Genomic DNA, 23,344 nt, shown 5'->3' with positions numbered 1-23,344 from the left:
ACAATTGCTGTTTATAAGACAGTGATAGAAATCAGTATATCATCAGTAATAGCAGGAATCCTGAAAGCACGTACAGTGACTATCACGATACATTATGCGCTTCTCACCTTGTTAGGTTACACTCACACTTTGTTTATTTTCATACCGGACTTCATGCGCAATGCAGGACATTTGTTCTACGCTTGATCAGCTGCTGGACCAATACGCAGCTGACGATGCATTCACCTTTCACGCCATTCACGGTTATATGACCGCTTCGGCCGTAGTGCCTTTTGAGCAGTCTATTGAAGAGCGCAACGAAATATTCTTCGGTCAACCAGTAAAGCTGTCAGACCAACACGCCAAAGAGTTCGATGCTGCTCTTACCGCACTGGCAAGAATCATTGACCGGGACTTTAACGAAGAGGAAGGTTTTTCACTGTCCTGTGACGAGTTTGCCGACCCTGACGACGAAGACCTGATGGACTGGTGCTGTGGCTTTGTTCAGGCTCACATTCTCAGTGAAGAAAAGTGGTTTGTAGAGAATGAGCAGGAAGTCAGCGAATTGCTGCTGCCTGTTATGCTCGGTTCCGGCCTGTTTGACGACGAACCGGACTTTGAAGCTATTCTTTCTGATGAACAGCTTACTGAAGATATGTGCAGCCAGATTCCTGAAGTACTGATGGAACTCTACTTGCTGTTTAATTCTCCGGAAGAAGGTAACAAACCTCCTGTAAAGCCGAAGGGCAATCCGCAGAAGAAGCACCCAAGAAAGAAACGTAAATAATACGTTTGAGAATGCGCTGAGTGTAATCAGCGCATTCATTCAATTCAGCCTTTCTTAATCCAGACTTCTACCCGCCTGTTTCTTACCTTGCTGATCATGCTCTCTTCTGACGACAATGCCATATATTGGCCATAACCCGTGTGATCAATCCACTTTCTTGGTACCCCAGCCTTGATCAAGGCTCTTCTCACTACATCTGCTCGAAGCTTTGCCAGCAAGTCGCTGTTTGACGCCCCCGAACTTTGCTCTGCAAACCCCAGCAGGCGAATTTCTGAAGGGTTCTTTTCAATAAATCCGGCCAGTCGTTCTATATCTGCTTTCGCCTTGTTATCCAGCTTTGCCCGCCCCATAGAGAAGCGGAAGTTGACTGAAGCCCTTTCATAATCAGAAACCAGTTTTTTATAACTCTCAGGGGCAGATTCAATATCAACAGGCATCAGCTTTACGTCCTGGCTGACATAACCTACTTCAGAAACCACTTTTTGCGCTTCAGCTCCTCGTACAAATTCCAAAAACTCTTCAGCATAGCGATTATTAGTTATTTCAGGCAGATACATAAACAAACGACGACTCAACAGGTAGTCCTCCGTTGCAACGTTATGAACGACAGGTTCAAGTGCTCTGGTGCCTGAAGAGATCATCAATGGCTTGGCAGCTGCGATTGTATTCAAACTCACAAAACCGATAGCGCCAGGTGTTTCAGTAACCCGTTTGGAAACCTCGCTATTGGATTCAAATCTGAGAGCACGATCAGAGAGCTTATAGTTCTTGGCCAGCACCAGAGATTTAAAGGTATCCCAAGTGCCAGAATGATCGTCTCTCGCAAAAAGCTCTACCGGAAGATTGTTGCCACCCAATTGCTGCCAGTTCTGAACCTCTCCAGAGAACAAGCGTGCGATGTCTTTTATATCCAGACGGTTCAGAGGATTATCCGGATGAACAATGATCGCCAAACCATCAATACCAACAACATGTTCAGATTTCTGATTATTGAAGTTACCCAACTGAGACAGTTTCGCCTGTTCTGACTTTTTAATCGGTCGTGATGCTGCGGCAATATCAGCCTCACCCGTCTGCAGCGCTGTAAAGCCACTGGACGAGCCGTGGGCTGCAATATAGATACTGGCTACGCGATCCTGCTCCGGAAAATACCCTGTCACCCGTGATTCATTTTTTCCGCTCTCCGAGTAAATTGAAACTCTCTCTGCCCCCTCACTCAACAGGTAGGCTTCTGCTAGTGCTGGCGCCAGTTTTGCACCCACAGTATTGGAACCATGAATAGCAAACAGCTGCTCTTCAGCAACGGCTGATGATGAAAGCAACAAAGGAAAAAGAGTCAGGATAGAAAGAAAACAGGCTCGAAGGCTGGTCATTAGAGTCATGGAATCTGTGTCTTAATTATTTTTCCGCGAGTCTAAAGAGCCAATGTGACAGAAATATGACAAGCCGACACCACTAACGCACCTCTTAAACCACTCATAACCGCCTTATAGAAGAGTTGAATTCTATTTATATGCTGAATTGAAGATCATCAATTTCTCAGGAGTCACTGCTGTGAGCACCCCACCCATTCAAGATAAACCAGTTCAAACACAAAAAACCGAAGCTCTTGAGGCAACCCAAAAAGTAAGAACAGTCAGGGTTGGTGGTTCAGAATATGATATCAGCGCACTGAAGGTTCAATGCGCACGCCTGGCTCGTGCAGTCTGCACTCTGAAGGGGCATGTATCCAACCCTCTTGGGAGAAAGTTAGATACTTACCTTACTCGTCACACGATAGATTCGACGAATGCCCCTGAAAAAAAACCAATTCGTTATCGTAAACCCGCTGTTGTTCAGGATGTGCAGCCAGCAATCCCAAAACAAACTAATGAAGCCGCAAGCAAACTGGTTGAGACGCTACGTTATGGTGGCTTCAATGACAACAAAACAGGAGGGCTCTCTCCTGCCCTGCTTAAACAAGGCCTTGCAAAAATGTCGCAGGCTCAAATCAAGCCCCTGTTAACAAATTCCGCTTTTCAGAAAGAGCTTGATAGTCATAAAGCGAGCGACCTTGTTCGTGATGTATACGCAGATAACAAGGTGGCTGAATACCTGTCTCAAAACCCCGAAGCTCATCCAAAAGAAATCAAAGCTAATTTTGGGAACTATCAGGCAAATGACCCACTACTCTATCAAGCTATTGAAAAAAGCGTAAATGCTCGCCTTGGCGCCACGGGCGATACTGACTTTGCAGAAGGAACACTGAAAGGTTCACTGGAAAGACTTCGACGTCCTTTTCAGGCAACCAACCCTACTATTCAAAACCTCTATAAAGAGTTACCTCCACAAGCAGCCCCTGATACGCCTATCGCTCAAGCATTTTCAAAACTGGAAAGACCAGCGATACCAAATTCCATCAACACATCACCAGAGTTTAAAGAGGCGCATTCTCGTTATCGAAATATAAGTGCGGATAAACAGCATGCAGCTTCAGCGCCAGGAGCCCCCTACCATTCGACCAAACTCAGTTTTGGTGACGATCACTATATCGCTGCTCAAGCCGCATCTCCCGAAACTGAAGCAGCCTACTTTAAAATGCTGGCTCACAACCAGTCACCCGTTTCTGTCTCTGTCGTTGAAGGCAGTCATCTCAAGTCGGTCAGTGCTGGAGCCTTTGGCTGGACAAGTTACGGTGTTGAAATTGGTCCTGAGAAAGTTGGTGAATCAATTGACTATGACGGCACAACTGTCGAACTGAAAGGAAAGGCTACTTTTGATAACGGCAATATCACCGTCAAGGAATTTTCTATCAACGGTGAAACCTGTTTCAGGGTATACGATAAGGGCTGGATTGATAAAACCGCTGGCAATCCGGTAAGGCTTGCAAGGCTGTCCGTGTTAACAGAACAGCTCCGTAGAGATCCCAGAGTCAGTGACCGATTTGATAAACCTATCACCGTTAACTGTAACGCAGGAGTGGGTAGAACCGGTACTTTCATCACTATCAACAAAAGTACCAGAGATATGATCAATACCGGCAAGCCAACACCGGATATGACTGAAACTATCAGCACTGCCAGACAGAGGAGGAGTAACTTTGTCCAGACCAGTGGACAGCTCCAAACCCTGAATACACTTCACGAGAATATGGGCAGTGTACTTTCTCCAATGCTGGAAAAGGTAGATATAACACCGGGTAGTGGCCATCGGCCAACAGTCAACGTACCGAAAGCTTCTTCCCCAGTTACTCCCCAGCCAAAAGCCTCTCCAGCTGTTACCGCTCAGAGCATAATTAAGTCATTTTACGCGGGTGACTACAGCGTCAATCGCAATGGCACCAAGGAATTCACTCCCGCTAGCATGGCAAAAATGAAAGCCGATATTGAGTTATTAGCAAAAACGAGTAATAACCTGATGACTGACTTAGGAAAATTAAAGCAGGACTTCAGTGGACTTCATATGGCTGATGGTTGGCAGGCAGATGCAATGGAGCTGGATACCCTGATCGATTCACTTAACAGTCGAGGTCGCCGTCGTTAATATTTGCGACGACCTCAATAGCTCAAACCTGAGTCACGAAGGAATCCCGTCCAGAGCATCAATCACATCTTCCAGCTCGGCAATGGTTTGCCGAATCAGCTGTTTGTATTGAGAGGCATCCAGCTTCTGCACATCACCTTTAAGATGATTCCGGGCACCATCAATCGTAAAACGCTTGTCGTATAAAAGACTGCGAATCTGGCGAATCAACAGTACATCCTGCCGACGATAGTAACGGCGATTGCCTCTGCGAACCGGTTTGAGTTGCGAGAATTCCTGCTCCCAGTATCGAAGGACATGGGACTTCACCTGACACAGTTCACTCACCTCACCAATGGTAAAGTAGCGTTTGCCGGGAATCACCGGCAGTGTGTCATCACTCTTCCTGAGCTCTGTTTCCTGCATAGGCCTCAACTCGTGCCTTGAGTTTCTGCCCGGGTTTGAAGGTTACGACTCGACGGGGAGAGATAGGGATCTCTTCTCCTGTCTTTGGGTTCCTGCCCGGCCGTTCACTTTTATCTCTTAGTTCAAAATTGCCAAAGCCTGACAATTTCACCTGTTGGTTATTCTCTAAAGCCCAACGGATCTGCTCGAAAAACTGCTCGACCATTTCCTTGGCTTCGCGCTTATTTAAACCGACTTCGTAGTGAAGACGATCGGCAATATCAGCTTTCGTCAGAGCACCCATGAATAACTTCCGTTCTCAGTGCTTGCCTGCGCTGAAATCAGCACAGGCATTATGCTTTTTTTATTAGAAAAGCTGCTTCAAGATGCAGCTTTTCAGTTCTGGCTGGCGGCCTTGCCCTTCAGATAGTTTCTGAACTCAGCTTCGCAGACTGGCTCCAAAATCCGTTTCCAGTCGCGCCAGGATAGAGTCAATCAATTGATTAACTTCTTCATCCTTAAGAGTGCGGGAAGCATGCTGCAAGGTCAAGCCTAAAGCGAGACTCTTGTGCCCTTCCTCTATACCCTTACCGGCGTACACATCGAAGATGCGAACATCGGTCAGCAGTTCACCGGAGACTTCACGAATCACACGATTCATGCTGTCCGCAGCAACATCCTGCTTAACGATCAACGCCAGGTCACGACGCACTTCAGGGAATTTGGACAGAGTTTCAAACTCAGTCACCTGACCGGCAATCACTGAACTCAGTCTGGCTTCAAACATCAGTACTGCACCATCCAGACTCAGTTCTTTTGCCAGAGTTGGATGCAGCGCACCAATGTGGCCAATCACTTCACCATCTCGAATCAGTGCTGCACACTGGCCCGGATGCATGGCGTCATGAGTGCTTTTCTCGAAGTGGAAATCAGCTGCAGCGCCGCCCAGTTCCAGCAGAGCTTCGATATCGCCTTTCAGGTCATAGAAGTCAACCGGTTCACTCTTGCCTGTCCAGCCTTCAGGGAAACGATTACCGGTAATCACCGCAGCAATCTGGTTTTCCTGCTTCAGCTCGTCACCGTTGCGAATAAAGGTCTGACCGGTTTCAAACAGACGCACGCGGCTCTGCTGGCGGTTCAGGTTGTAACTGACCGTCTTGACCAGACCTGGCAGCAGGCTGGTACGCATCACAGACAGATCTGCAGAAATAGGGTTCGCCAGAGCAACCGCTTCTCGCTGATGATCGAACTGCTTGTGCAGCTTTGGATCAATAAAGCTGAAGGAAACCGCTTCCTGATAGCCACGACCGACCAGTACACGACGCAGATCAGCTTCTTTAACTTTGGACTCATCTACCTGCTTCAGCTTCAGCAGAGCCATCGGAATGGTTTCTGGCAGACGCTCATAGCCGTAGATACGACCCAGCTCTTCGATCAGGTCTTCTTCGATGGAGATATCAAAGCGCCAGCCTGGTACCGCAACGTTCCACTCACCCTCACCAGTTACAGTCAGTTCGAGACCCAGACGAGACAACAGACCTTCGATCAGGTCATTGTTGATACGAATACCCAGCAGGGATTCAACCTTGTCGGCACGCAGAGCAACGGTTGCCAGTGTTGGCAGCAGTTCTTCAGAAACCACTTCGGAAACAGGACCAGCCTGACCACCGCAGATTTCCTGAATCAGTGCCGTAGCGCGCTCAATCGCTTTACGCTGCAGCTGGAAATCAACACCACGTTCAAAGCGGTGAGAAGCATCAGTGTGCAGACCGTAGGAACGAGCTTTACCGGCAATAGTGATCGGATCGAAGAAAGCCGCTTCCAGCAGAACGTTCTGTGTTTCAGTAGAAACGCCGGAGTCATTACCGCCCATAACACCGGCAATGCCCAGAGTTTTCTGCTCATCGGCAATAACTAGCGTTTTGCTGTTCAGTTCAACTTCTTCACTGTTGAGCAGAACCAGCTTTTCTTTTTCTTCCGCCATGCGAACGATCAGGGAGCCGTTCAGCTTGTCCAGATCGTAGCCGTGCATTGGCTGACCCAGTTCCAGCATTACATAGGCAGTAACGTCTACCACAGGATCGATGGAACGAATACCGGAACGACGCAGACGTTCAACCATCCACAGCGGCGTTTTAGCAGACACGTCAACGTTCTTCAGAACACGGGTAATAAAACGTGGGCTGCTTTCTTTGGCAACAACGTTTACCGGGAAGATATCGTCGATCTCTGCCGCAACATCAACAACCTTCTGCTCAGTTACCTGAGCCAGGAAGTTGGCACTGACTTCACGGGCCAGACCGGCAATGCTCAGACAGTCGCCACGGTTTGGCGTCAGGTCAACATCAATGATCTTGTCGTTCAGATTCAGGTATTCACGGATATCCTGACCGGCCGTTGCATCAGCAGGCAGTTCCATCAGACCGTCAGAAGAGTCGGCCATACCCAGCTCTTCTTCTGCACAAAGCATACCGAAGGATTCAACACCACGAAGCTTGGCTTTCTTGATTTTGAAGTTGCCCGGCAGGACGGCACCAACAGTAGCGAAAGGCACTTTGATACCAACACGTGCGTTTGGCGCACCACAGACTACCTGAATTTCTTCAGTACCTGTGCTGACCTTGGTCACACGCAGTTTGTCTGCATCCGGATGTTGCTCACAGGCAACTATTTCACCGACAACAACGCCGGTAAATTCGCCAGCGACTGGATCAATGTCGTCCACTTCCAGGCCAGCCATGGTGATCTTGTCGGCCAGTCCCTGAGTATCCGCTTCAATGGCGACCCACTCGCGTAACCACTGTTCACTGAATTTCATAATCTTTTCTCAAATATTCCGATTCTTTACCGTGCAGCCGTTTGAATAAACGGCTATTTCCCACTAACGGCTGCTGCTGAATTTGACTTAGTTGAACTGGTTCAGGAAACGCAGGTCATTATCAAAGAACTGGCGCAGGTCCTTAACGCCGTATCTCAGCATGGCAAAGCGCTCTACGCCCATACCAAAGGCAAAACCGGTGTATTTGCTGGTATCAATACCGGAATACTCAAATACTTTCGGGTGGACCATGCCGCAACCCAGTACTTCCAGCCACTTGGTGGAACCGTCTTCGTTGGTGCCCCACTCAATGTCCACCTCCGCAGAAGGTTCGGTGAACGGGAAGTAGGAAGGGCGGAAACGTACTTTCAGGTCGTCACGTTCGAAGAACACACGCAGGAAGTCGCTCAGTACGCTCTTCAGATCAGCAAAGCTGACCTTCTCGGCGACATACAGACCTTCAACCTGGTGGAACATCGGGCTGTGGGTCATGTCTGAGTCACAGCGATAAACCTTGCCCGGGCAAACAATTGCGATAGGAGGTTTGTCACCAGCCTTGGCAAAAGCTTCCATAACACGCACCTGAACCGGAGAGGTATGAGTTCTCAGAACGGTGCTGTCATTAAAGTAAAAGGTATCGTGCATGGCACGAGCTGGGTGGTGCCCCGGAATATTCAGCGCTTCGAAGTTGTGGTAGTCATCTTCGATCTCAGGTCCTTCGGCAACAGAAAAGCCAATATTGCCGAAGTACTCGGTAATACGCTCCATGGTTCGGGTGATCGGGTGAACAGTACCCAGATCCTGACCACGACCACTCAGAGTAACATCAATGGTTTCGCTGGCCAGACGCGCGTCCAGAGCAGCCTTTTCAAGCGCTTCGCGCTTTTCATTCAAAACAGCCTGTACCTGCTGCTTGGCCTCGTTGATAAAACCACCCGCCTTTGGGCGTTCCTCAGGAGACAGTTTGCCCAGGCCTTTGAGCAGCTGAGTCAGCTCGCCCTTCTTGCCCAGAAATCGCACCCGTACCTGATCCAGGTCGGCAGCATTGGCAGCCGCCTCAACTTCAGAAAGAGCAGAGGCGACTATAGGTGAAACAAGAGTTTCCAGATTCTCCATGGAGGTTCCCGATGACGATACACAACAGAAAATAAACGGGTAATTCTAGCGGTTGCAGAGGTGTTTGGACAGCTTTTAAATAGCCGTATCCCCAGCTACCTCAAGGTTTGGCTCAAACCGTGGCACGTGAACCAGTTAACAGTTTAATGAATCTTTACAATGCGCTTGTCCGCCCAGAAAATAAGGCACACATCTTGCTCAGCGAGAACACTCTCTTTTGCAAAAGAGCCATTATTTCTAACTCTAAGAGGTTAGTACTTAATCACTAAAAGAATGTGGCGTAATAAATGATCAGTTAAAAGCCCTCCCTCTTTAAAGAAATACGACTTTCATGCCTGTGACCCTCTGTTGTTAGCCTATTTCTTATGTGATTAAATCCACAACCTTTCTAGGGTTATGCGTAAAAAATCACACCATTAATCGCAAACAACCCCTCTCACCTGTGTATTGCACGGATTGTTTTAAACCCTCTAACGGGTTCACAGAGTAGCTACAAAATGACGATCAATTGGTCAAAGGAATGGGAACTTGGCATTCCCGTAATTGACTCCCAGCACAAACGCATTGTCGATTTTATCAATCAAATCGCTGAGCAGGGCGAAGATAGAGACGCCATTGAAAACGTACTGACCGAGCTAAAGGATTACACCAGTTCCCACTTTGCGTTTGAGGAAAGCCTGATGGAAGAAGCCGGATACGGTTTCGTCAAGGCTCACAGTCGCGTTCATGTTTTGTTTATTCGCCGTATTGACGATTACTGGAAAGAATTCAAAAACGGTAATGATATTTCTTCAGAATTGGTCAAAACGCTGGAGTCCTGGCTGTTCAATCATATCAAGCACGATGATCAGGATTATTCTGGCACAGTTAAAGCCAACCTGAACGCTGCGACAGAAAAAGCCAAGGAAAAAGAAAAGAAGAAAAGCTGGTTTGGTAAACTCTTCGGATAGCTCCAGTCTCCCTATGCCATTTCAGTGCAAGCAAATCACCCCGCCTGCACTGAAAAATGCGCCTCTAATCAGCCTCGCCCCTACCCCGCTTTTGATAGAAACATCAGTTCAAACTCAAATGCTCAGATCAAACCAAGACCGGCAATCTTTTTGAAAGACAGTTAACTCAAACTGAATATTTCTATAGAATCTCTCCGCCAATTATAAAAATCCCTCAAAAAACTATGCAAATCATGGTCAATGACCAGCTGCTTCAGCTCAGCTCTCCGCTGACACTTCAGCAGCTGTTGAAAGAGATAAACCAACCGGACAAGGGTGTGGCACTGGCGGTGAATCGCCAGATTATCAGCCGCAACCGATGGTCTGCGCATACGCTACTGGAAGGCGATGAGATAACGCTGATCAAGGCGACAGCAGGTGGCTGATTTTTCTGCCAGATAATCTGCTGATTAAAGCAACAAGACGAACGCTTTCTCTCCAACAGGGCTTATATGCTTACTATTGCTGACAAAACCTTCTCCTCACGCCTGTTCACCGGTACCGGTAAATTCAGTAGCCGCCAGACAATGGCAGACGCAATAACAGCCTCTGCCAGCGAACTGGTCACCATGGCGCTCAAACGTGTCGACTTGAACAACGATCAGGATGATATCCTTGAGCCGTTACTCAACGCTGGCGTCAACCTGCTTCCCAATACCTCTGGCGCCCGCAACGCTGACGAAGCCATTTATGCGGCTCAACTGGCACGGGAAGCATTGCAGACCAACTGGCTGAAACTGGAAATCCATCCGGACCCGAAATACCTTCTGCCTGACCCGATTGAAACCCTGAAAGCAACCGAGAAACTCAGTGAAATGGGCTTTGTTGTAATGCCTTATGTTCATGCCGACCCAGTACTCTGCAAACGACTGGAAGAAGCCGGAGCAGCCTGTGTTATGCCTCTGGGTTCTCCTATTGGCAGCAATCTTGGTCTGAAAACCAAAGAGTTTCTGGAAATTATCATTGAACAGAGTAATGTTCCGGTTGTTGTTGATGCAGGTATTGGCAGCCCCAGCGATGCTGCCAAAGCCATGGAATTGGGCGCAGATGCGGTATTGGTAAACACGGCTATTGCCGTATCCAGAAACCCTATAGCAATGGCTACCGCCTTTAAGGAAGCCGTTACTGCCGGACGAAGAGCTTATGAAGCAGGGCTTGGCAGCCGGTCTCTTCAAGCTGAAGCCAGCAGCCCTTTGACTGCTTTTCTGGATACCATCTGATGTCGTTTCTTGAACAATTCAACCAGACCGACTGGGATGAGCTGAAGATAACCATCAACAGCAAGAGCGCAAACGATGTAGAACAGGCACTAAAAGCGTCTCGACTCACTCATGACCAGTTTCTGGCACTGATCTCACCAGCTGCTGAGCCTTATGTAGAGCAGCTGGCACAGAAGAGCATGCAGCTGACCCGTCAGCGTTTCGGCAACACGGTTCAGCTTTACCTGCCTCTTTACCTATCTAATAAATGCACAAACATCTGCACTTACTGTGGTTTCAGTCTCGAGAACAAGATTCGCCGAAAAACGCTCAGCATGACTGAACTGGAAAATGAAACAGCGGCTATCAAGGCCATGGGATTCGATCATATCCTTTTGGTCACCGGTGAAGCTCAGGGCACAGTGGGTATTGAGTATTTCAAGGATGTAGTGAAAAAGCTCAAACCTCATTTTTCCCATATCACCATGGAAGTCCAGCCACTGGAGCAGCATGAATATGAAGAACTGATGGAACTGGGGCTGGACGCCGTGCTGGTTTATCAGGAAACCTACCATCGTTCAGCCTACGCAAAGCAACACTTGCGTGGCAGCAAGATGGACTTTGACTACCGCCTCGACACTGCAGACAGACTGGGTAAGGCTGGCATCGATAAGATTGGTATTGGTGCACTTATTGGTCTTGAAGACTGGCGCACCGATGCTGCTATGGTAGGCCTGCACCTCGACTATCTTGAGAGAACCTACTGGCAGACTCGCTATTCGCTTTCCTTCCCAAGACTTCGTCCCTGTGAAGGTGAGTTTCAACCTGTTTCGGAAATATCAGACCGACAACTGGTGCAACTGATCTGCGCCTATCGCTTGTTTAAACCGGAAGCAGAACTTTCTCTCTCTACCCGTGAGTCAGAATCTTTCCGAGATAACGTGCTGCCACTGGGCATTACCACCATGAGCGCCTACTCAAAAACCCAGCCAGGTGGTTATGCTGAAGATACTCCGTCATCACTGGAGCAGTTTGCCATTGACGACGGTCGTCGTCCTGAAGCGGTTGCTGAAGCAATAAAAAGCAAAGGTCTCGAAGCAGTCTGGAAAGACTGGGATTCCAGTTACAGTCATTGAGCTTATCTGCGGGGATCCCATCCCGCTGCTTTGTCTGGTTTTCACACCCGGATTAAGCTGGCTCAGAGAAATACACACCCATCTCAATCAGCTGTAAATTAATGATGCCCTGATTCTGTCGATAGAGCATGAAAGAACCTGTTTTTCTCAGGAGCCTTCATGCTCTACCTTGCCAAAAAGATCACACAAATTTTCTCTGTGCTGGCGCTGACAGCCTCAGTGAATGCAGACCTTGTTCTTCCGTTTGAACCTGATATTCGGGATTCAGGTGTTGAACAGATTGATCTACAGATTTACGTCACCCGATCTACTCTCGCCGAACCTCTGGGAACCGACTTTAAGCTTTCAATCAGCTGCAAAAGCCATGTTCTCGTCGACATCTTTCACCAATATGGAAAGGTCACATTCGAACGTTCCTTTCTATGCCCTGCCCAGAACACCGAATACCCAGGAGTTTGCCACGCACTGGTAACAACCAAAGAGCTGACTGAGAGCCTTAACTCCCCGGAGTGCGAAGCTTTAGTTGAAACGGAAGCCGAAGCATACTACTTCTCTGAAAAAGCTTACCGTGAATCCGTTAATGAAGGCATTAACTTCCCCCTTAACTTCCCTAATATCGGTGGTTTTGACTTTATTAGTCTGAGCCTGGATAAAGGAGAGATCATTACGCCAGATGGGCAGGCAGATGAGGGCAGAAAACAATGAACCCTGCCGAATTTATCACTGCCTGGCTAATCACACTGGTGCTGGAAGTGCCGGTACTGGTCCTACTGCTTCAGCAGCATGCTCCACTGCAAAAACTGGTCTTTGCCAGCATCTGCGCCTCCAGCCTTACCCTGCCCTGGCTCTGGTTCGTAGCAGACTACTGGTGGACTTACCGGCAGGTGCTTACTTTTGGCGAACCTCTGGTTGTTGGTCTGGAAACAGGGCTGGTCAGTAGCTGGCTCAGCTCACGGGTCAGACTCATTTTACCGGCTGTTCTCATTGCTAATCTGACCTCTCTAATGCTGGGATTCTGGATCATCAGCTGATGATCAGAATGAATCTGCCTGCCTTGAGAGGCATTCAACACGGACTGAATGATGCCTGCGCCGGACTCCTTGCCGGTAGCTGGCTGATGAGTTTTTCAACAGACAAAACGCTCCTACTTCTACTTGGCTACAACCTGATTGCCTTTTTCTGCCAGCCTCTGGCTAGCCTGATTCCTGAAAAGCATCGCCGAATCTACATTAATTTATCCATGCTGCTGGCAGCCAGCTCACTGATTGTTACAGAGAACATGGCTTGGATCGCCATGCTATTGATTGCAACAGCTAGCTGCCTTTTCCATGTCTGTGCCGGAGCAGAAGTTCTGCAAGAATCCAGAAACTGCTGCGCAAAAACAGGTGTATTTGTTGCTCCCGGCGTTCTTGGCCTGCTTTCAGGTATGGCTGCCGGAATCATCCACTTAGAAGTAGTTTCATGGCTGCTTATCATAATGATCATTGCCAGCCTTGGCCTAAACATTAAACGACCTGAGCCCATGCAAACCGGGAAGGCTCATACCAGTGAAGCACCAGGCAGCTTCTGGATCATTTGTGTCTTACTGTTTTTAATTGCACTGCGCTCACTGACATGGGTTTTCTATCAGGGATCAGAGTTGGTCACCGTTAACAATCTTGTGATACTGGCCGTGATCATCAGCTTTGGAAAGCTGACCGGGGGCAGGATGGGCAATCATTCCAGATGGCCATTAATTTGCATCCTGACACTGGGGCTGGCGACGACCCTGCTCTATCTAAGCGAACAGTACGCTTCATTTGCATTGCTGGCTGCGGGTTTAGCCCTGCTTCAATCAATGAGCCCTGTTTTTCTGGTCAAGCTCAATGCCTATCTTCAAAAGCCCGCCCTTAGCAGTGCGCTTGCACTGGGAACGGCCATCAGCTTTGGTGGTGCATTATTCTGGCTAACACAAGAGTTCATACCTTCAGCTTTTGAATTCTTCTGGCTTTTACCTTTGAGTCTTGCCTTGCTTTTTCTTATGGACAGAAAAAACAGGGTCGCACACAAACAACAACCTTAAGTAGCCTATCGCTCAGCCGCCAGACAATAAATAGCTCACACCAGAAGACGAAACCACCATGAAAGTTTCACTCTCAGAAATCAGCCAGCGGATTCAAAGATCATCTCCGGTTCGCTTGCTGATCAGACTGTGGCAACGATGGCGTGTTTCCCGAAGGGATGGGTTAGACAGCTTTTTAGTCAACCTGAAGAAAGACAGTAACCGACCTGAGACACCATCTGGCTGGAGAAAAGTCAGGCAGGCTGCCAGAAAAGCAATTAGCCCCTTTGTTTCCGACCGCATCAAAATTGGCGTTACTTACAGCAAACAAGCCTTCGACATAGAGTGCTCAACCAAATTAGTCCCAACTCGATACGGAGAAGAGCTGTCGACCATCATTGGAGAAGTTCACAAGCGCTGTGGAGAGGGGATTTCAATAAAAAAGCTCAGATCTTTATTGAAAAAACTAAGAGTGACTGCCCGGAAGTTTGAAGCTGAAGTTGAACAAATACCTGACCAGGAAGTCTATTTAGCACTCACCAGGCAAGGCAGGCTCGAGCTCATCGAAGATACACCTGAAAATAGAAAAAACCACAACATTACCAGTGACACAGTAAATGATTATGCGATTCCATTGAAAGAATTCAGTAGAAAAGCCATCGAAAAGACCAAAGCTATGGCAGACCACCTCGAACAACACATACAAAAGCATCAAAGATCTAAATCATAAACCGGCAATAAAGAAAAAATTACATAAAAAAACGGGGTTGTGGATAAACCACAACCCCGTTTAGACACTGATGTTAATCAGGCTTAAATCTCTTCCAGCTTACGCCAGAGAAGCTTTAGCCTTTTCAACCAGCTGAGCAAATACTGCTTTGTCGTGTACTGCAATATCAGCCAGAACCTTACGGTCGATTTCAATCGCAGCCTTCTTCAGACCAGCGATGAAACGGCTGTAGGACAGACCGCTCATACGCGCACCGGCGTTGATACGGGCAATCCACAGAGCACGGAACTGACGCTTACGCTGACGACGGTCACGGTAAGCGTACTGACCTGCTTTGGTTACAGCCTGCTTGGCAACACGGAAGATGCGTGAACGCGCTCCGTAGTAACCTTTAGCAGCCTTAAGAACTTTCTTGTGACGCTTGCGCGCGATAACACCACGTTTTACACGTGCCATGAGCTATATCTCCGAAAAAAATAATCTAAAAAGCGAGACCCAAATGGGTCTTTAGTCGCGCAGCATACGCTTAACGAGACCAGTGTCAGCAGCAGATACCTGAGAGGTACCACGCAGCTGACGCTTACGCTTGGTAGTCATCTTGGTCAGGATGTGACTCTTGAACGCACTCTTACGCTTGTAACCGCTAGCAGTTTTCTTGAAACGCTTGGCGGCACCACTGTTGGTTTTCATTTTTGGCATGAAAAAGCACTCCGCATTCGCGACTACCTATCCTCATGAGCTCTCCTCATGGAACGCTCACTTTCGTGAGCCTGGAGGTGTCGGGATATTAAAAAATAAAGTGATCTTACTTCATAGTCTGACTGCTCAGACCATCACCTTTTTCAAGGCATAAAAAACCGGTCGCTTTCAACTACTGCTTAGGCGACCGGTCTCTTAAAATCGAATCACTTCTTCTTTTTCGGGGCGATAACCATGATCAATTGACGACCTTCCATCTTCGGGTATTGTTCAACGACACCGAGTTCTTCCAGGTCTTTTTCAACCCGCTTCATCAGTTCCATACCCAATTGCTGGTGAGCCATCTCACGACCACGGAAGCGAAGAGAAACCTTCGCCTTATTGCCCTCAGTCAGGAAACGTACCAGGTTGCGCAGTTTTACCTGATAATCCCCTTCTTCAGTGCCCGGGCGAAACTTAACTTCTTTCACCTGGATCTGAACCTGTTTTTTCTTGGCCGCGGCTTTCTGCTTCTTTGTCTCGTACGTGTGCTTGCCGAAGTCAAGGATTTTACAGACAGGCGGTTCGCTGGTTGCGTTAATCTCAACCAGATCCAGCCCTGCTTCCTGGGCCATGGTCAAAGCATCGCGGGTATCGACCACCCCTACCTGGGAACCGTCGGCTCCAATCAGTCGAACTTCTTTGGCACGGATGTTTTCATTGATCGGCGCTTTTTGCGGACGACGATCGCGGAAGCTGTTACGTCTGATAGGTGTATCTCCTCTAAAGGCAGCCTGTACTTAAGTGCCTGTTCACCGTTTACGATAAACAGGCTGACACAGATTTAATTACGCAGTACGGCCACGCTTGCTGATATCCGCTGCAAGACGTTCTACAAATGTCTCTACAGACATGGTACCCAGATCTTCACCTGTACGGGTACGAACGGCAACGGTTCTGTTTTCCATTTCCTTATCACCGATAACGATAAGATAAGGCACCTTATTCAAGGTGTGCTCGCGGATTTTAAAGCCGATTTTCTCGTTTCTCAAGTCCGCTTTCACTCTAAAGCTGTTTTCGGTCAATATTTTTTCCAATTCGCGGGCATATTCACCCTGACGATCGGTAATATTGAGGATCGAAACCTGCTTTGGAGCAAGCCATGTCGGCATGGCACCTTCGAAGTGCTCGATCAGGATGCCTATAAAGCGTTCAAAGGAACCCAGAGTAGCTCTGTGGAGCATTACCGGAGTCTGACGCTCGCCATTTTCATCGACGTATTCAGCGCCCAGACGACCCGGCATGGAGAAGTCTACCTGCATGGTGCCACATTGCCATACTCGGCCAATACAGTCTTTCAGGGAAAATTCTATTTTAGGTCCGTAGAAAGCACCTTCACCCGGTAATTCTTCCCAAGGAAGACCCTGAGCGTCCATCGCTTCTGCCAATGCTTTTTCGGCTTTATCCCAAACTTCGTCGGAACCTACGCGTTTTTCCGGACGGGTAGACAGCTTATAGAGCATATTTTCACGGTCAAAACCGAAATCGGCATAAACATCGTGCAGCATGTCGATAAAGTCGGACACTTCCTGCTGAATCTGGCTCTCAGTGACGAAGATATGGGCATCGTCCTGAACAAAACCACGAACACGCATGATGCCGTGCAGGGCGCCGGATGCTTCATTACGGTGACAGGCACCAAACTCCGCCAGACGCAGAGGCAGATCACGGTAGCTCTTCAGGCCCTGATTGAAGACCTGAACGTGACAAGGGCAGTTCATCGGCTTAACCGCGATGTCCTTATCTTCAGAGTTAGTGGTGAACATGTCATCACTGTACTTGTCCCAGTGACCGGATTTTTCCCACAGGGAACGGTCCACCAGCAGCGGTGTTTTGATTTCCTGATAACCACGGGCAATCTGCTGCTGACGCATGTACTTTTCCAGCTCAGTGTAAATAGCCCAGCCGTTTGGATGCCAGAACACCATGCCCGGTGCTTCTTCCTGCATATGGAACAGGTCAAGGCGTTTACCGAGTTTACGGTGATCACGCTTTTCCGCTTCTTCCAGACGATGCAGGTAGCCCTTCAGGGCTTTCTTGTCTTCCCACGCAGTACCGTAGATACGGGTCAGCATTTCATTATTGGAGTCACCACGCCAGTATGCACCGGCAACACGCATCAGTTTGAATGCTTTTAGTTTGCCGGTAGAAGGTACGTGAGGACCACGACACAGGTCCATCCACTCACCCTGACGGTAAACGGAAATGTCTTCGCCTTCAGGCAGGTCGTTGATGATCTCGACCTTGTACTCTTCACCCAGAGCCTTGAACGCTTCAACCGCTTCGTTACGGCTCATCACCGCACGTTCGATGTTAATGTCCTGCTTGGCCAGCTCACCCATGCGCTTTTCGATCTTCTCGACGTCTTCCATATTGAAAGCACGCTCGTAGGAGAAGTCGTAGTAGAAGCCATTGTCGATAACAGGGCCGATAGTGACCTGAGCACCAGGAAACAAGTCCTGAGTAGCCATTGCCAGCAAGTGTGCGGTGGAGTGACGGATTACGTCTACGCCTTCTTCATCACGGGCGGTGATGATCGACATCTCTGAGTCTTCTGTAATTTTAGTGCTGGCGTCCACCAGCTCACCGTTAATGCGGCCAGCCAGAGTGGCTTTGGCAAGGCCCGGACCAATGTCCATGGCGACTTCCATAACAGATACTGCGTCAGCAAACTCGCGCTTGCTGCCATCGGGAAGCGTAATAACAGGCATGATAAAAAATTCCTACTTTTTGATGCGCTATAGGCATCTGAGTTCTATTTCAGTGGCAACCCGTACAGGGGGCTGCTTGTTATTTTGCTCATTCAACCCATACCAGGGGTTGTGAGCCGTTTTACCAGTGGCAACCCATACCAGGGGTTGCATGGATTTTCTCACGGTTGAGGTGATGAAAATCGTGGGGAGTAAAAGGGATATTTTCAGTGGCAATACAGGGATGTGTCAAGCGACCGCAGGAAAACGCCGATGTTTCTATTAATAAGGTGAAAGGATCGCACCATGGTACCCAGTAGCAACACCCCCATTGATCAGTTCAAAACCTGTGAATACTGGAAGGAGCAGTGCCAGCAACTGATAAAAGATGGCTACGGTGCTTATAAGCCTTACGTTGAAAGTAACAAGTTAACTACACACTATTCCATGGTTGGTATGTTTATCGGGCGTGATATCACACCAATGACCGAATCCTATCAGCAACTGGCAATGGCAGCTGATACCCTGGCTTCAGAATCAGACTGCCAATATGAACAACTATCTGAAAGACATTCCGGTGCAGCTCCCCCTAATCCAGAACTCAGTATTTCCGAGCGGAAAGTCGTTATTCAGGATAAAGCGGAAGATCTGAAAAACCTGAATATTGAAGAAACCGAACAGGCACTCTCAGAGCTTGAGCGTTCTGCTGGCGGCCTTATGGTCAAGCTACACGTGGAGCTTCAGAAAAAACATAAACGACTGGTTGCCAGAGATACCCGCTACCACACCAACCCTGATCTGCTGGAAACAGAATTTCAGGACTCCTTTGATGAGCTGAAGGCAGCCTTGGCCAGTAATGAAGATGAAGATCAGCAATCTTCGTGCATGACTTTTGTTAATTGTTCTGAACTCTGGGTGAGCAAGCTGGAGGAACAACTCAGAGAAATGGATCCAGCAGATGACAATCAGCTTTCTTCCGCTGGTTTTCTCAAAAATAAACTCAGCCGATTCAACCAGAAGCAATTGGCTCAAGTGGGCATCAGACGTAACGTAAAACCGACTCCTGCCCGATTAACTGGATCAGTCACTCAGTCTCTGGTGGCCAATACTTCTGGCAGTGGCCCGGAATCAAGCCTTATCACCCCGCAAACGTATAATCAGACAGCAACCACTGAACTGACAGAACTTCTTTCCAACCCAGTCAATGACATTGACTGGGCTCAAGCTAACTCCCTGCTGGAAAAGGGGGCAGATCCATTTGATTTTAGAACCAGAACCGGCTTTTCCTGTAATACGCTCTTTCGTATCATTGATGCTTATAAACATTGCAAAGCATCACCCGGGAAAAATTTCGAACGGGTGAAATTTCTTAGCAGTATTTTGAAAGGCCACGATTCGGCACAGCTTTTTCTGGAAACTTCCCGCGATTTCATTGGCCATACACCACTGACCGCAGCTCTGACCAAAGGGGATAAGGAAGCAGCGCAGACTATTTATCATTATTTAAAACAACAATCCGAGCTGGAAGCACTGTTAACCTGTCCGAATATTTCTTCCAGAGTCAATGTCATTGGTAACGAAACACCGCTGGTTCTGGCCATTAAAGCTGGCGATGAAAAACTGGCCTGCCAGCTGATCAAGTATTACAACGAAAATCAACTGCGCGAACCTTGCACAGCAAGTGGACTGAATGCCCTCGAGCTGGCTCATTACGCTCATATGGATACCCTGTTGCCTTTACTGGCAGAAAAAGCCCATAACTTTCGCTATACAGAAGCCTGCCATTTTCGAGAACTCTATATTGGCAGAGGCCTGACACCAGAATCCATAATCGAACTGAAACACCTTTCCCCTCAATCACCGACGGGCACATATAGTGTTGATCGTTATGCCCGAGAGATGTCCATAGCAACGCTTGCTGTTCAGCAAGTAAAACCAATTCTTACCCCCGGCTTCCAGAATTTTGGCAACACCTGTTTTGCCAACGCAGCATTGAAACAAATCATCATTGGTATGGAGCCAGACCAACCAGAACGAATTAAAAAAGCGACAAAAAACCTGATTCAGGAACGCAAAGAGTTGGCCATAGCGTTTGCTGACCTGGCTGATGCAATGATTCGAGTCAGGCGAAAGGCACCCACTACAGGCAAAAAAACACCCGAAGAATTACATGAAAATGTTATGGTGAAGCTGAGAGCATTTGCTCATGCAGCTGACTCAGACAGCTGGTCACAAGAGGATCAGGATTATCAATCCCTGATGAGAAAACTGCTCCCGAAAGAAGGGTATCCACAACAAGACAGTCAGGAGTTTATCGGTCCTTTTATTGAACTGGTGTGCCTTAGAGACGATAGTCAGGAATTGAAAACGTTCAAACAGACGGTGTCTGTCAACGGCGAAAGAAGCAGACAGTTCTTACAGGATGGCGATGTTTACCATCAGGTTATTATTCATGACAAGTTCAATCTGGCCCAGGCTCTAGCCTGCCGAAAAGAAGAGATACCGGATGTTGAATGGACTGATCAGGCAACTCCTGTTTTGCTAGACAGTGAAATGATGGAACGAGTGGCGCATGACAACCCAGGGAGCTTGAAAACAGTCAAAATTCATGCACGGCTCTTTGACTTTGACAGGGAGAAAGCTCTCAAAGGGGATCTACGGATTTATAAATTAAGTGGACATGCCTCAGCACTACTGGGATCCAATCCTGTTTATGAACTGCCCATCTACAATCTAACAACTAAAAAAGAAGAATTCGTCCCCTTTGAAGTACAAAGTGTTGTCGCTCAGTCCGGATCAACCATTCAGGGCGGCCACTACTTTACGATTGAATCCTGTGGTGACCACTGCATTATTCATGACGACGATCAAACTGAACCGTTTAACGGGACTGTTTTTGATTTTTTCAATTCCTATGCCGACACAGCTCCCTACCTTATTGAGCTGAAAAAAGTGATGGATTAGCACCAATCCCCCTGAGAATAGAAACAAACCCCACTTGCCTGTCAGTCGCACAAGCTCCAAACTATTGGGCTTTGAGTTTTCAGCCTGTAATTGCAGTCACGGAGCCCCATGACCCAGAACCGCCCGGATACCGATGATTTCCTCTCTCTGTTCCTGAACGATGTGCCACTGATGGATGTCCGTGCACCTGTTGAATACGATAAAGGCTCTTTCCCCTTGGCTGTCAATCTCCCTATTCTGGATGACCAGCAACGGGAAGTGATTGGCACAGAATACAAGCAGGAAGGCCCTGATGCGGCCGTCGAGCTCGGTTACCAGCTGGCAACGGATGAAGTGAAGGCTGAACGTTTATCTGGCTGGCAGAACTTTGTAAAAGCCCAGCCTGAAGGTTATCTGTTCTGCTTTCGTGGCGGCCAACGCTCCCATATTACCCAAGCCTGGCTGAAAGAATCCGGTTACCCCTACCCACTGATCAAGGGTGGCTATAAAGCTCTACGTCGCTATTTGATTGATGAACTGGAAGCATCCATTGAGCAATGCTCGTTCATTATTTTGAGCGGTAAAACTGGCACCGGTAAAACCCGACTGATTCATCAAATTGATACCAGTGTTGATTTGGAAGGGCTGGCCAACCACCGTGGTTCCAGTTTTGGCCGTCGCTGTGGTGGCCAGCCAGGACAGATTGATTTTGAAAACAACCTGTCCATCGACATGCTAAAGCATCGTCACTTAAAAGGCAGTGCTTCGGTACTACTGGAAGATGAAAGTAAATTGATTGGTCGATGCAGCCTGTCACAGTCATTCCGGGACAAGATGCAGCAGGCACCTATTATCTTGTTGGAAGAAAGTATCGAAGAACGTGTTGAGGTCGGCTTGCAGGAATACGTGCGGGATAATCTGGATGATTTTCAGACTGAGTTTGGTAATGAAGTAGGTTTTGAACACTTCCAGCAAGGTCTGAAAGACAGTCTTCATCGAATCAGACGCCGACTGGGCGGTGAACGCTATCAGCAGTTAACCGATATTCTTGATAATGCTCTCAGTCAGCACATCAGTCAGAATAATATTGATGGCTACCGTCCTTTGATTGAAGCTCTGTTGACGGGTTATTACGACCCTATGTACGAATATCAATTGAGCCAGAAAGAAGGCGAGATTATCTTTAAGGGTAATCGTCAGGAGATTCTGGCTGCTTACTCTGAGCTTTCCAAGGTGTGATTTTTACGGGAATAACTTTCCTGAAGATATTTATTATCCCTGCGGGATAAGCTGGCTTTTCTGCAGCCTGACTCAATAATCAGGCTGCAGGCCATCATTATCAAGACCAACCATTCATTTAATTCAGGCAGTAGCCCCTGAACACTGTAGTAACCAAACAGAGTCATAATTACTGCCGGAGCGGCAACATCACCGGATGACCGCCCTTCACTGTCGTTCAGTTTTTTCCACATATTTCTGCTGACAATACCCACCAGCACACCGGAAAATATCAGCCAGTACCAGTAGCCGAACAGGCCTGATGAAACAGGTGCCAACTCCATTTCATACCAGTGACTGTTTGACAGTATCAGCAATACAAGTAAGGCCGGCAGTGACATTAACCCCGTCAACAGCAACTGATTCGATGAGTCAACCAGCGGCTCCTCTCTCACCATTTTTATCTGCAATCGCGCTGATACCAACCAGCAAACAATAGCCAGTGCCAGTGCCAGCGTTCCCTCAATAGTGTTCCCCAAGGTAGCAACCTGATATTCCTGGCCACTGACCAGAATAATCAGCCCTGCAGTCAAAAGGGCAAGAATAGAAAGAGTACTTTTATCCCAAGTATTAAGAACAATCACTCTTGTTAAAGCTGGTAACAGTAGAATTAACAGGCAGGCCGCCAGTAAACCCAGCTCTCTCACTACGATCAGTAGGAACAGGCAGAATAGAACGCCGCCAAACAGACTTCTCTGAAACCACTGCAAAGCGTTATTCCTGTTCAGGAATGAAAGGCACTCACATCGAAAAGGCAGGATCAGCAGGCAAGTTAGGAAAGTAACAAGAAAACGTCCGGCAGTAAGCTCCGCAGCAGTCAACTCTGGAAGTATGACTGGCAGCATTAAAAAACCGGCCAGCAGGCTTGAGCACAACAACAGGTAGCCAAATCGTCTGGACATAAGCTAATACAACTCCAGTAGCTTTATTTTCTTGAGAATCGGTCACTGATCCCCCTGCTTCCAGCAGATTGGCCGGTTTAAGGCTGTTTTCC

The 23,344-nt window shown here is 48.0% G+C and carries 22 protein-coding genes; 12 read left to right on the top strand and 10 right to left on the bottom strand.

Annotation, left to right across the window (positions count from 1 at the left end; translation table 11 throughout):
• Positions 1 to 160: 160 nt before the first annotated feature.
• Positions 161 to 766: a YecA family protein gene (locus tag EOPP23_RS05705; RefSeq protein ID WP_135507641.1), complete on the top strand. Its 606-nt coding sequence runs from the start codon at positions 161 to 163 to the stop codon at positions 764 to 766.
• A gap of 44 nt (positions 767 to 810) precedes the next feature.
• On the opposite strand, the gene EOPP23_RS05700 is transcribed toward EOPP23_RS05705, so the two are convergent.
• Positions 811 to 2,148, bottom strand: a complete 1,338-nt coding sequence (locus EOPP23_RS05700; RefSeq protein WP_153764969.1) for a substrate-binding domain-containing protein — start codon at positions 2,146 to 2,148, stop codon at positions 811 to 813.
• A gap of 172 nt (positions 2,149 to 2,320) precedes the next feature.
• Between EOPP23_RS05700 and EOPP23_RS05695 the strand changes: the two genes are divergently transcribed.
• On the top strand, positions 2,321 to 4,288 hold the full coding sequence (locus EOPP23_RS05695; protein ID WP_153764968.1) for a protein-tyrosine phosphatase family protein: 1,968 nt from the start codon (positions 2,321 to 2,323) through the stop codon (positions 4,286 to 4,288).
• A 33-nt stretch (positions 4,289 to 4,321) separates the two neighbouring features.
• On the opposite strand, the gene EOPP23_RS05690 is transcribed toward EOPP23_RS05695, so the two are convergent.
• The 4 genes from EOPP23_RS05690 to pheS form a co-directional block, all read right to left on the bottom strand.
• Positions 4,322 to 4,693, bottom strand: coding sequence for a MerR family transcriptional regulator (locus EOPP23_RS05690; protein WP_153764967.1), 372 nt, complete (start codon positions 4,691 to 4,693; stop codon positions 4,322 to 4,324).
• The gene (gene ihfA, locus EOPP23_RS05685; protein ID WP_153764966.1) at positions 4,665 to 4,976 is read right to left on the bottom strand and encodes an integration host factor subunit alpha; all 312 of its coding nucleotides are present in this window, start codon (positions 4,974 to 4,976) and stop codon (positions 4,665 to 4,667) included. Before ihfA ends, EOPP23_RS05690 begins: the two co-directional genes overlap by 29 nt.
• A gap of 135 nt (positions 4,977 to 5,111) precedes the next feature.
• Positions 5,112 to 7,490: a phenylalanine--tRNA ligase subunit beta gene (gene pheT / locus EOPP23_RS05680; protein WP_153764965.1), complete on the bottom strand. Its 2,379-nt coding sequence runs from the start codon at positions 7,488 to 7,490 to the stop codon at positions 5,112 to 5,114.
• A gap of 87 nt (positions 7,491 to 7,577) precedes the next feature.
• Positions 7,578 to 8,606 (bottom strand): phenylalanine--tRNA ligase subunit alpha, encoded by a 1,029-nt coding sequence (pheS, locus tag EOPP23_RS05675; protein ID WP_153764964.1) that lies wholly within the window; start codon positions 8,604 to 8,606, stop codon positions 7,578 to 7,580.
• A gap of 497 nt (positions 8,607 to 9,103) precedes the next feature.
• On the opposite strand from pheS, the gene EOPP23_RS05670 reads away from it, so the two are divergent.
• From EOPP23_RS05670 to EOPP23_RS05635, 8 genes are all read left to right on the top strand, one after another.
• On the top strand, positions 9,104 to 9,556 hold the full coding sequence (locus tag EOPP23_RS05670; protein ID WP_153764963.1) for a bacteriohemerythrin: 453 nt from the start codon (positions 9,104 to 9,106) through the stop codon (positions 9,554 to 9,556).
• A gap of 188 nt (positions 9,557 to 9,744) precedes the next feature.
• A complete protein-coding gene (gene thiS / locus EOPP23_RS05665; RefSeq protein WP_370514678.1) occupies positions 9,745 to 9,981 on the top strand; it encodes a sulfur carrier protein ThiS in 237 nt (78 codons plus the stop codon).
• A 66-nt stretch (positions 9,982 to 10,047) separates the two neighbouring features.
• Positions 10,048 to 10,815, top strand: a complete 768-nt coding sequence (locus EOPP23_RS05660) for a thiazole synthase (RefSeq protein WP_153764961.1) — start codon at positions 10,048 to 10,050, stop codon at positions 10,813 to 10,815.
• Complete coding sequence (gene thiH / locus EOPP23_RS05655; protein WP_153764960.1) at positions 10,815 to 11,930, top strand: 2-iminoacetate synthase ThiH; 1,116 nt, start codon at positions 10,815 to 10,817, stop codon at positions 11,928 to 11,930. Before EOPP23_RS05660 ends, thiH begins: the two co-directional genes overlap by 1 nt.
• 159 nt (positions 11,931 to 12,089) lie before the next feature.
• Positions 12,090 to 12,635: a hypothetical protein gene (locus EOPP23_RS05650; RefSeq protein WP_153764959.1), complete on the top strand. Its 546-nt coding sequence runs from the start codon at positions 12,090 to 12,092 to the stop codon at positions 12,633 to 12,635.
• Entirely contained in the window at positions 12,632 to 12,961 is a 330-nt protein-coding gene (locus tag EOPP23_RS05645; RefSeq protein ID WP_153764958.1) for a hypothetical protein, read from the top strand. The genes EOPP23_RS05650 and EOPP23_RS05645 overlap by 4 nt, the downstream gene beginning before the upstream one ends.
• Positions 12,961 to 13,992, top strand: a complete 1,032-nt coding sequence (locus EOPP23_RS05640) for a hypothetical protein (RefSeq protein WP_153764957.1) — start codon at positions 12,961 to 12,963, stop codon at positions 13,990 to 13,992. Before EOPP23_RS05645 ends, EOPP23_RS05640 begins: the two co-directional genes overlap by 1 nt.
• 58 nt (positions 13,993 to 14,050) lie before the next feature.
• The gene (locus EOPP23_RS05635; RefSeq protein ID WP_153764956.1) at positions 14,051 to 14,701 is read left to right on the top strand and encodes a hypothetical protein; all 651 of its coding nucleotides are present in this window, start codon (positions 14,051 to 14,053) and stop codon (positions 14,699 to 14,701) included.
• Between the two features lie 99 nt (positions 14,702 to 14,800).
• Here the strand turns inward: EOPP23_RS05635 and rplT are convergent, their stop codons facing one another.
• From rplT to thrS, 4 genes are all read right to left on the bottom strand, one after another.
• Positions 14,801 to 15,157, bottom strand: a complete 357-nt coding sequence (rplT, locus tag EOPP23_RS05630; protein WP_153764955.1) for a 50S ribosomal protein L20 — start codon at positions 15,155 to 15,157, stop codon at positions 14,801 to 14,803.
• Between the two features lie 51 nt (positions 15,158 to 15,208).
• Entirely contained in the window at positions 15,209 to 15,400 is a 192-nt protein-coding gene (gene rpmI / locus EOPP23_RS05625; protein ID WP_153764954.1) for a 50S ribosomal protein L35, read from the bottom strand.
• 206 nt (positions 15,401 to 15,606) lie between these two features.
• Positions 15,607 to 16,149: a translation initiation factor IF-3 gene (gene infC, locus EOPP23_RS05620; protein WP_370514677.1), complete on the bottom strand. Its 543-nt coding sequence runs from the start codon at positions 16,147 to 16,149 to the stop codon at positions 15,607 to 15,609.
• 78 nt (positions 16,150 to 16,227) lie between these two features.
• Positions 16,228 to 18,150: a threonine--tRNA ligase gene (gene thrS, locus EOPP23_RS05615; RefSeq protein WP_153764953.1), complete on the bottom strand. Its 1,923-nt coding sequence runs from the start codon at positions 18,148 to 18,150 to the stop codon at positions 16,228 to 16,230.
• Between the two features lie 285 nt (positions 18,151 to 18,435).
• On the opposite strand from thrS, the gene EOPP23_RS05610 reads away from it, so the two are divergent.
• Complete coding sequence (locus EOPP23_RS05610) at positions 18,436 to 21,093, top strand: hypothetical protein (RefSeq protein ID WP_153764952.1); 2,658 nt, start codon at positions 18,436 to 18,438, stop codon at positions 21,091 to 21,093.
• 108 nt (positions 21,094 to 21,201) lie between these two features.
• Complete coding sequence (gene mnmH, locus EOPP23_RS05605) at positions 21,202 to 22,311, top strand: tRNA 2-selenouridine(34) synthase MnmH (RefSeq protein WP_153764951.1); 1,110 nt, start codon at positions 21,202 to 21,204, stop codon at positions 22,309 to 22,311.
• On the opposite strand, the gene EOPP23_RS05600 is transcribed toward mnmH, so the two are convergent.
• Entirely contained in the window at positions 22,287 to 23,252 is a 966-nt protein-coding gene (locus EOPP23_RS05600; protein ID WP_153764950.1) for a hypothetical protein, read from the bottom strand. The two genes, mnmH and EOPP23_RS05600, sit on opposite strands and share 25 nt — an antisense overlap.
• Positions 23,253 to 23,344 lie beyond the last annotated feature (92 nt).

This window comes from Endozoicomonas sp. OPT23 (genome assembly GCF_009653635.1).
GTDB lineage: Bacteria > Pseudomonadota > Gammaproteobacteria > Pseudomonadales > Endozoicomonadaceae > Endozoicomonas_A.
The sequence above is the reverse complement of the archived record's forward strand: the minus strand, read 5'-3'. Positions and strand labels throughout refer to the sequence as shown.

Excerpts from the sequence above, each read along its gene's own strand:
- pheT (WP_153764965.1), bottom strand. The coding sequence starts at position 7,490 with ATGAAATTCAGTGAACAGTGGTTACGCGAGTGGGTCGCCATTGAAGCG.
- EOPP23_RS05700 (WP_153764969.1), bottom strand. The coding sequence starts at position 2,148 with ATGACTCTAATGACCAGCCTTCGAGCCTGTTTTCTTTCTATCCTGACT.
- EOPP23_RS05705 (WP_135507641.1), top strand. The coding sequence starts at position 161 with ATGCAGGACATTTGTTCTACGCTTGATCAGCTGCTGGACCAATACGCA.
- thrS (WP_153764953.1), bottom strand. The coding sequence starts at position 18,150 with ATGCCTGTTATTACGCTTCCCGATGGCAGCAAGCGCGAGTTTGCTGAC.
- EOPP23_RS05650 (WP_153764959.1), top strand. The coding sequence starts at position 12,090 with ATGCTCTACCTTGCCAAAAAGATCACACAAATTTTCTCTGTGCTGGCG.
- EOPP23_RS05690 (WP_153764967.1), bottom strand. The coding sequence starts at position 4,693 with ATGCAGGAAACAGAGCTCAGGAAGAGTGATGACACACTGCCGGTGATT.
- EOPP23_RS05610 (WP_153764952.1), top strand. The coding sequence starts at position 18,436 with ATGGTACCCAGTAGCAACACCCCCATTGATCAGTTCAAAACCTGTGAA.
- EOPP23_RS05640 (WP_153764957.1), top strand. The coding sequence starts at position 12,961 with ATGATCAGAATGAATCTGCCTGCCTTGAGAGGCATTCAACACGGACTG.
- mnmH (WP_153764951.1), top strand. The coding sequence starts at position 21,202 with ATGACCCAGAACCGCCCGGATACCGATGATTTCCTCTCTCTGTTCCTG.
- rplT (WP_153764955.1), bottom strand. The coding sequence starts at position 15,157 with ATGGCACGTGTAAAACGTGGTGTTATCGCGCGCAAGCGTCACAAGAAA.
- EOPP23_RS05600 (WP_153764950.1), bottom strand. The coding sequence starts at position 23,252 with ATGTCCAGACGATTTGGCTACCTGTTGTTGTGCTCAAGCCTGCTGGCC.
- pheS (WP_153764964.1), bottom strand. The coding sequence starts at position 8,606 with ATGGAGAATCTGGAAACTCTTGTTTCACCTATAGTCGCCTCTGCTCTT.
- thiH (WP_153764960.1), top strand. The coding sequence starts at position 10,815 with ATGTCGTTTCTTGAACAATTCAACCAGACCGACTGGGATGAGCTGAAG.
- EOPP23_RS05635 (WP_153764956.1), top strand. The coding sequence starts at position 14,051 with ATGAAAGTTTCACTCTCAGAAATCAGCCAGCGGATTCAAAGATCATCT.
- rpmI (WP_153764954.1), bottom strand. The coding sequence starts at position 15,400 with ATGCCAAAAATGAAAACCAACAGTGGTGCCGCCAAGCGTTTCAAGAAA.
- EOPP23_RS05645 (WP_153764958.1), top strand. The coding sequence starts at position 12,632 with ATGAACCCTGCCGAATTTATCACTGCCTGGCTAATCACACTGGTGCTG.
- ihfA (WP_153764966.1), bottom strand. The coding sequence starts at position 4,976 with ATGGGTGCTCTGACGAAAGCTGATATTGCCGATCGTCTTCACTACGAA.
- EOPP23_RS05670 (WP_153764963.1), top strand. The coding sequence starts at position 9,104 with ATGACGATCAATTGGTCAAAGGAATGGGAACTTGGCATTCCCGTAATT.
- EOPP23_RS05660 (WP_153764961.1), top strand. The coding sequence starts at position 10,048 with ATGCTTACTATTGCTGACAAAACCTTCTCCTCACGCCTGTTCACCGGT.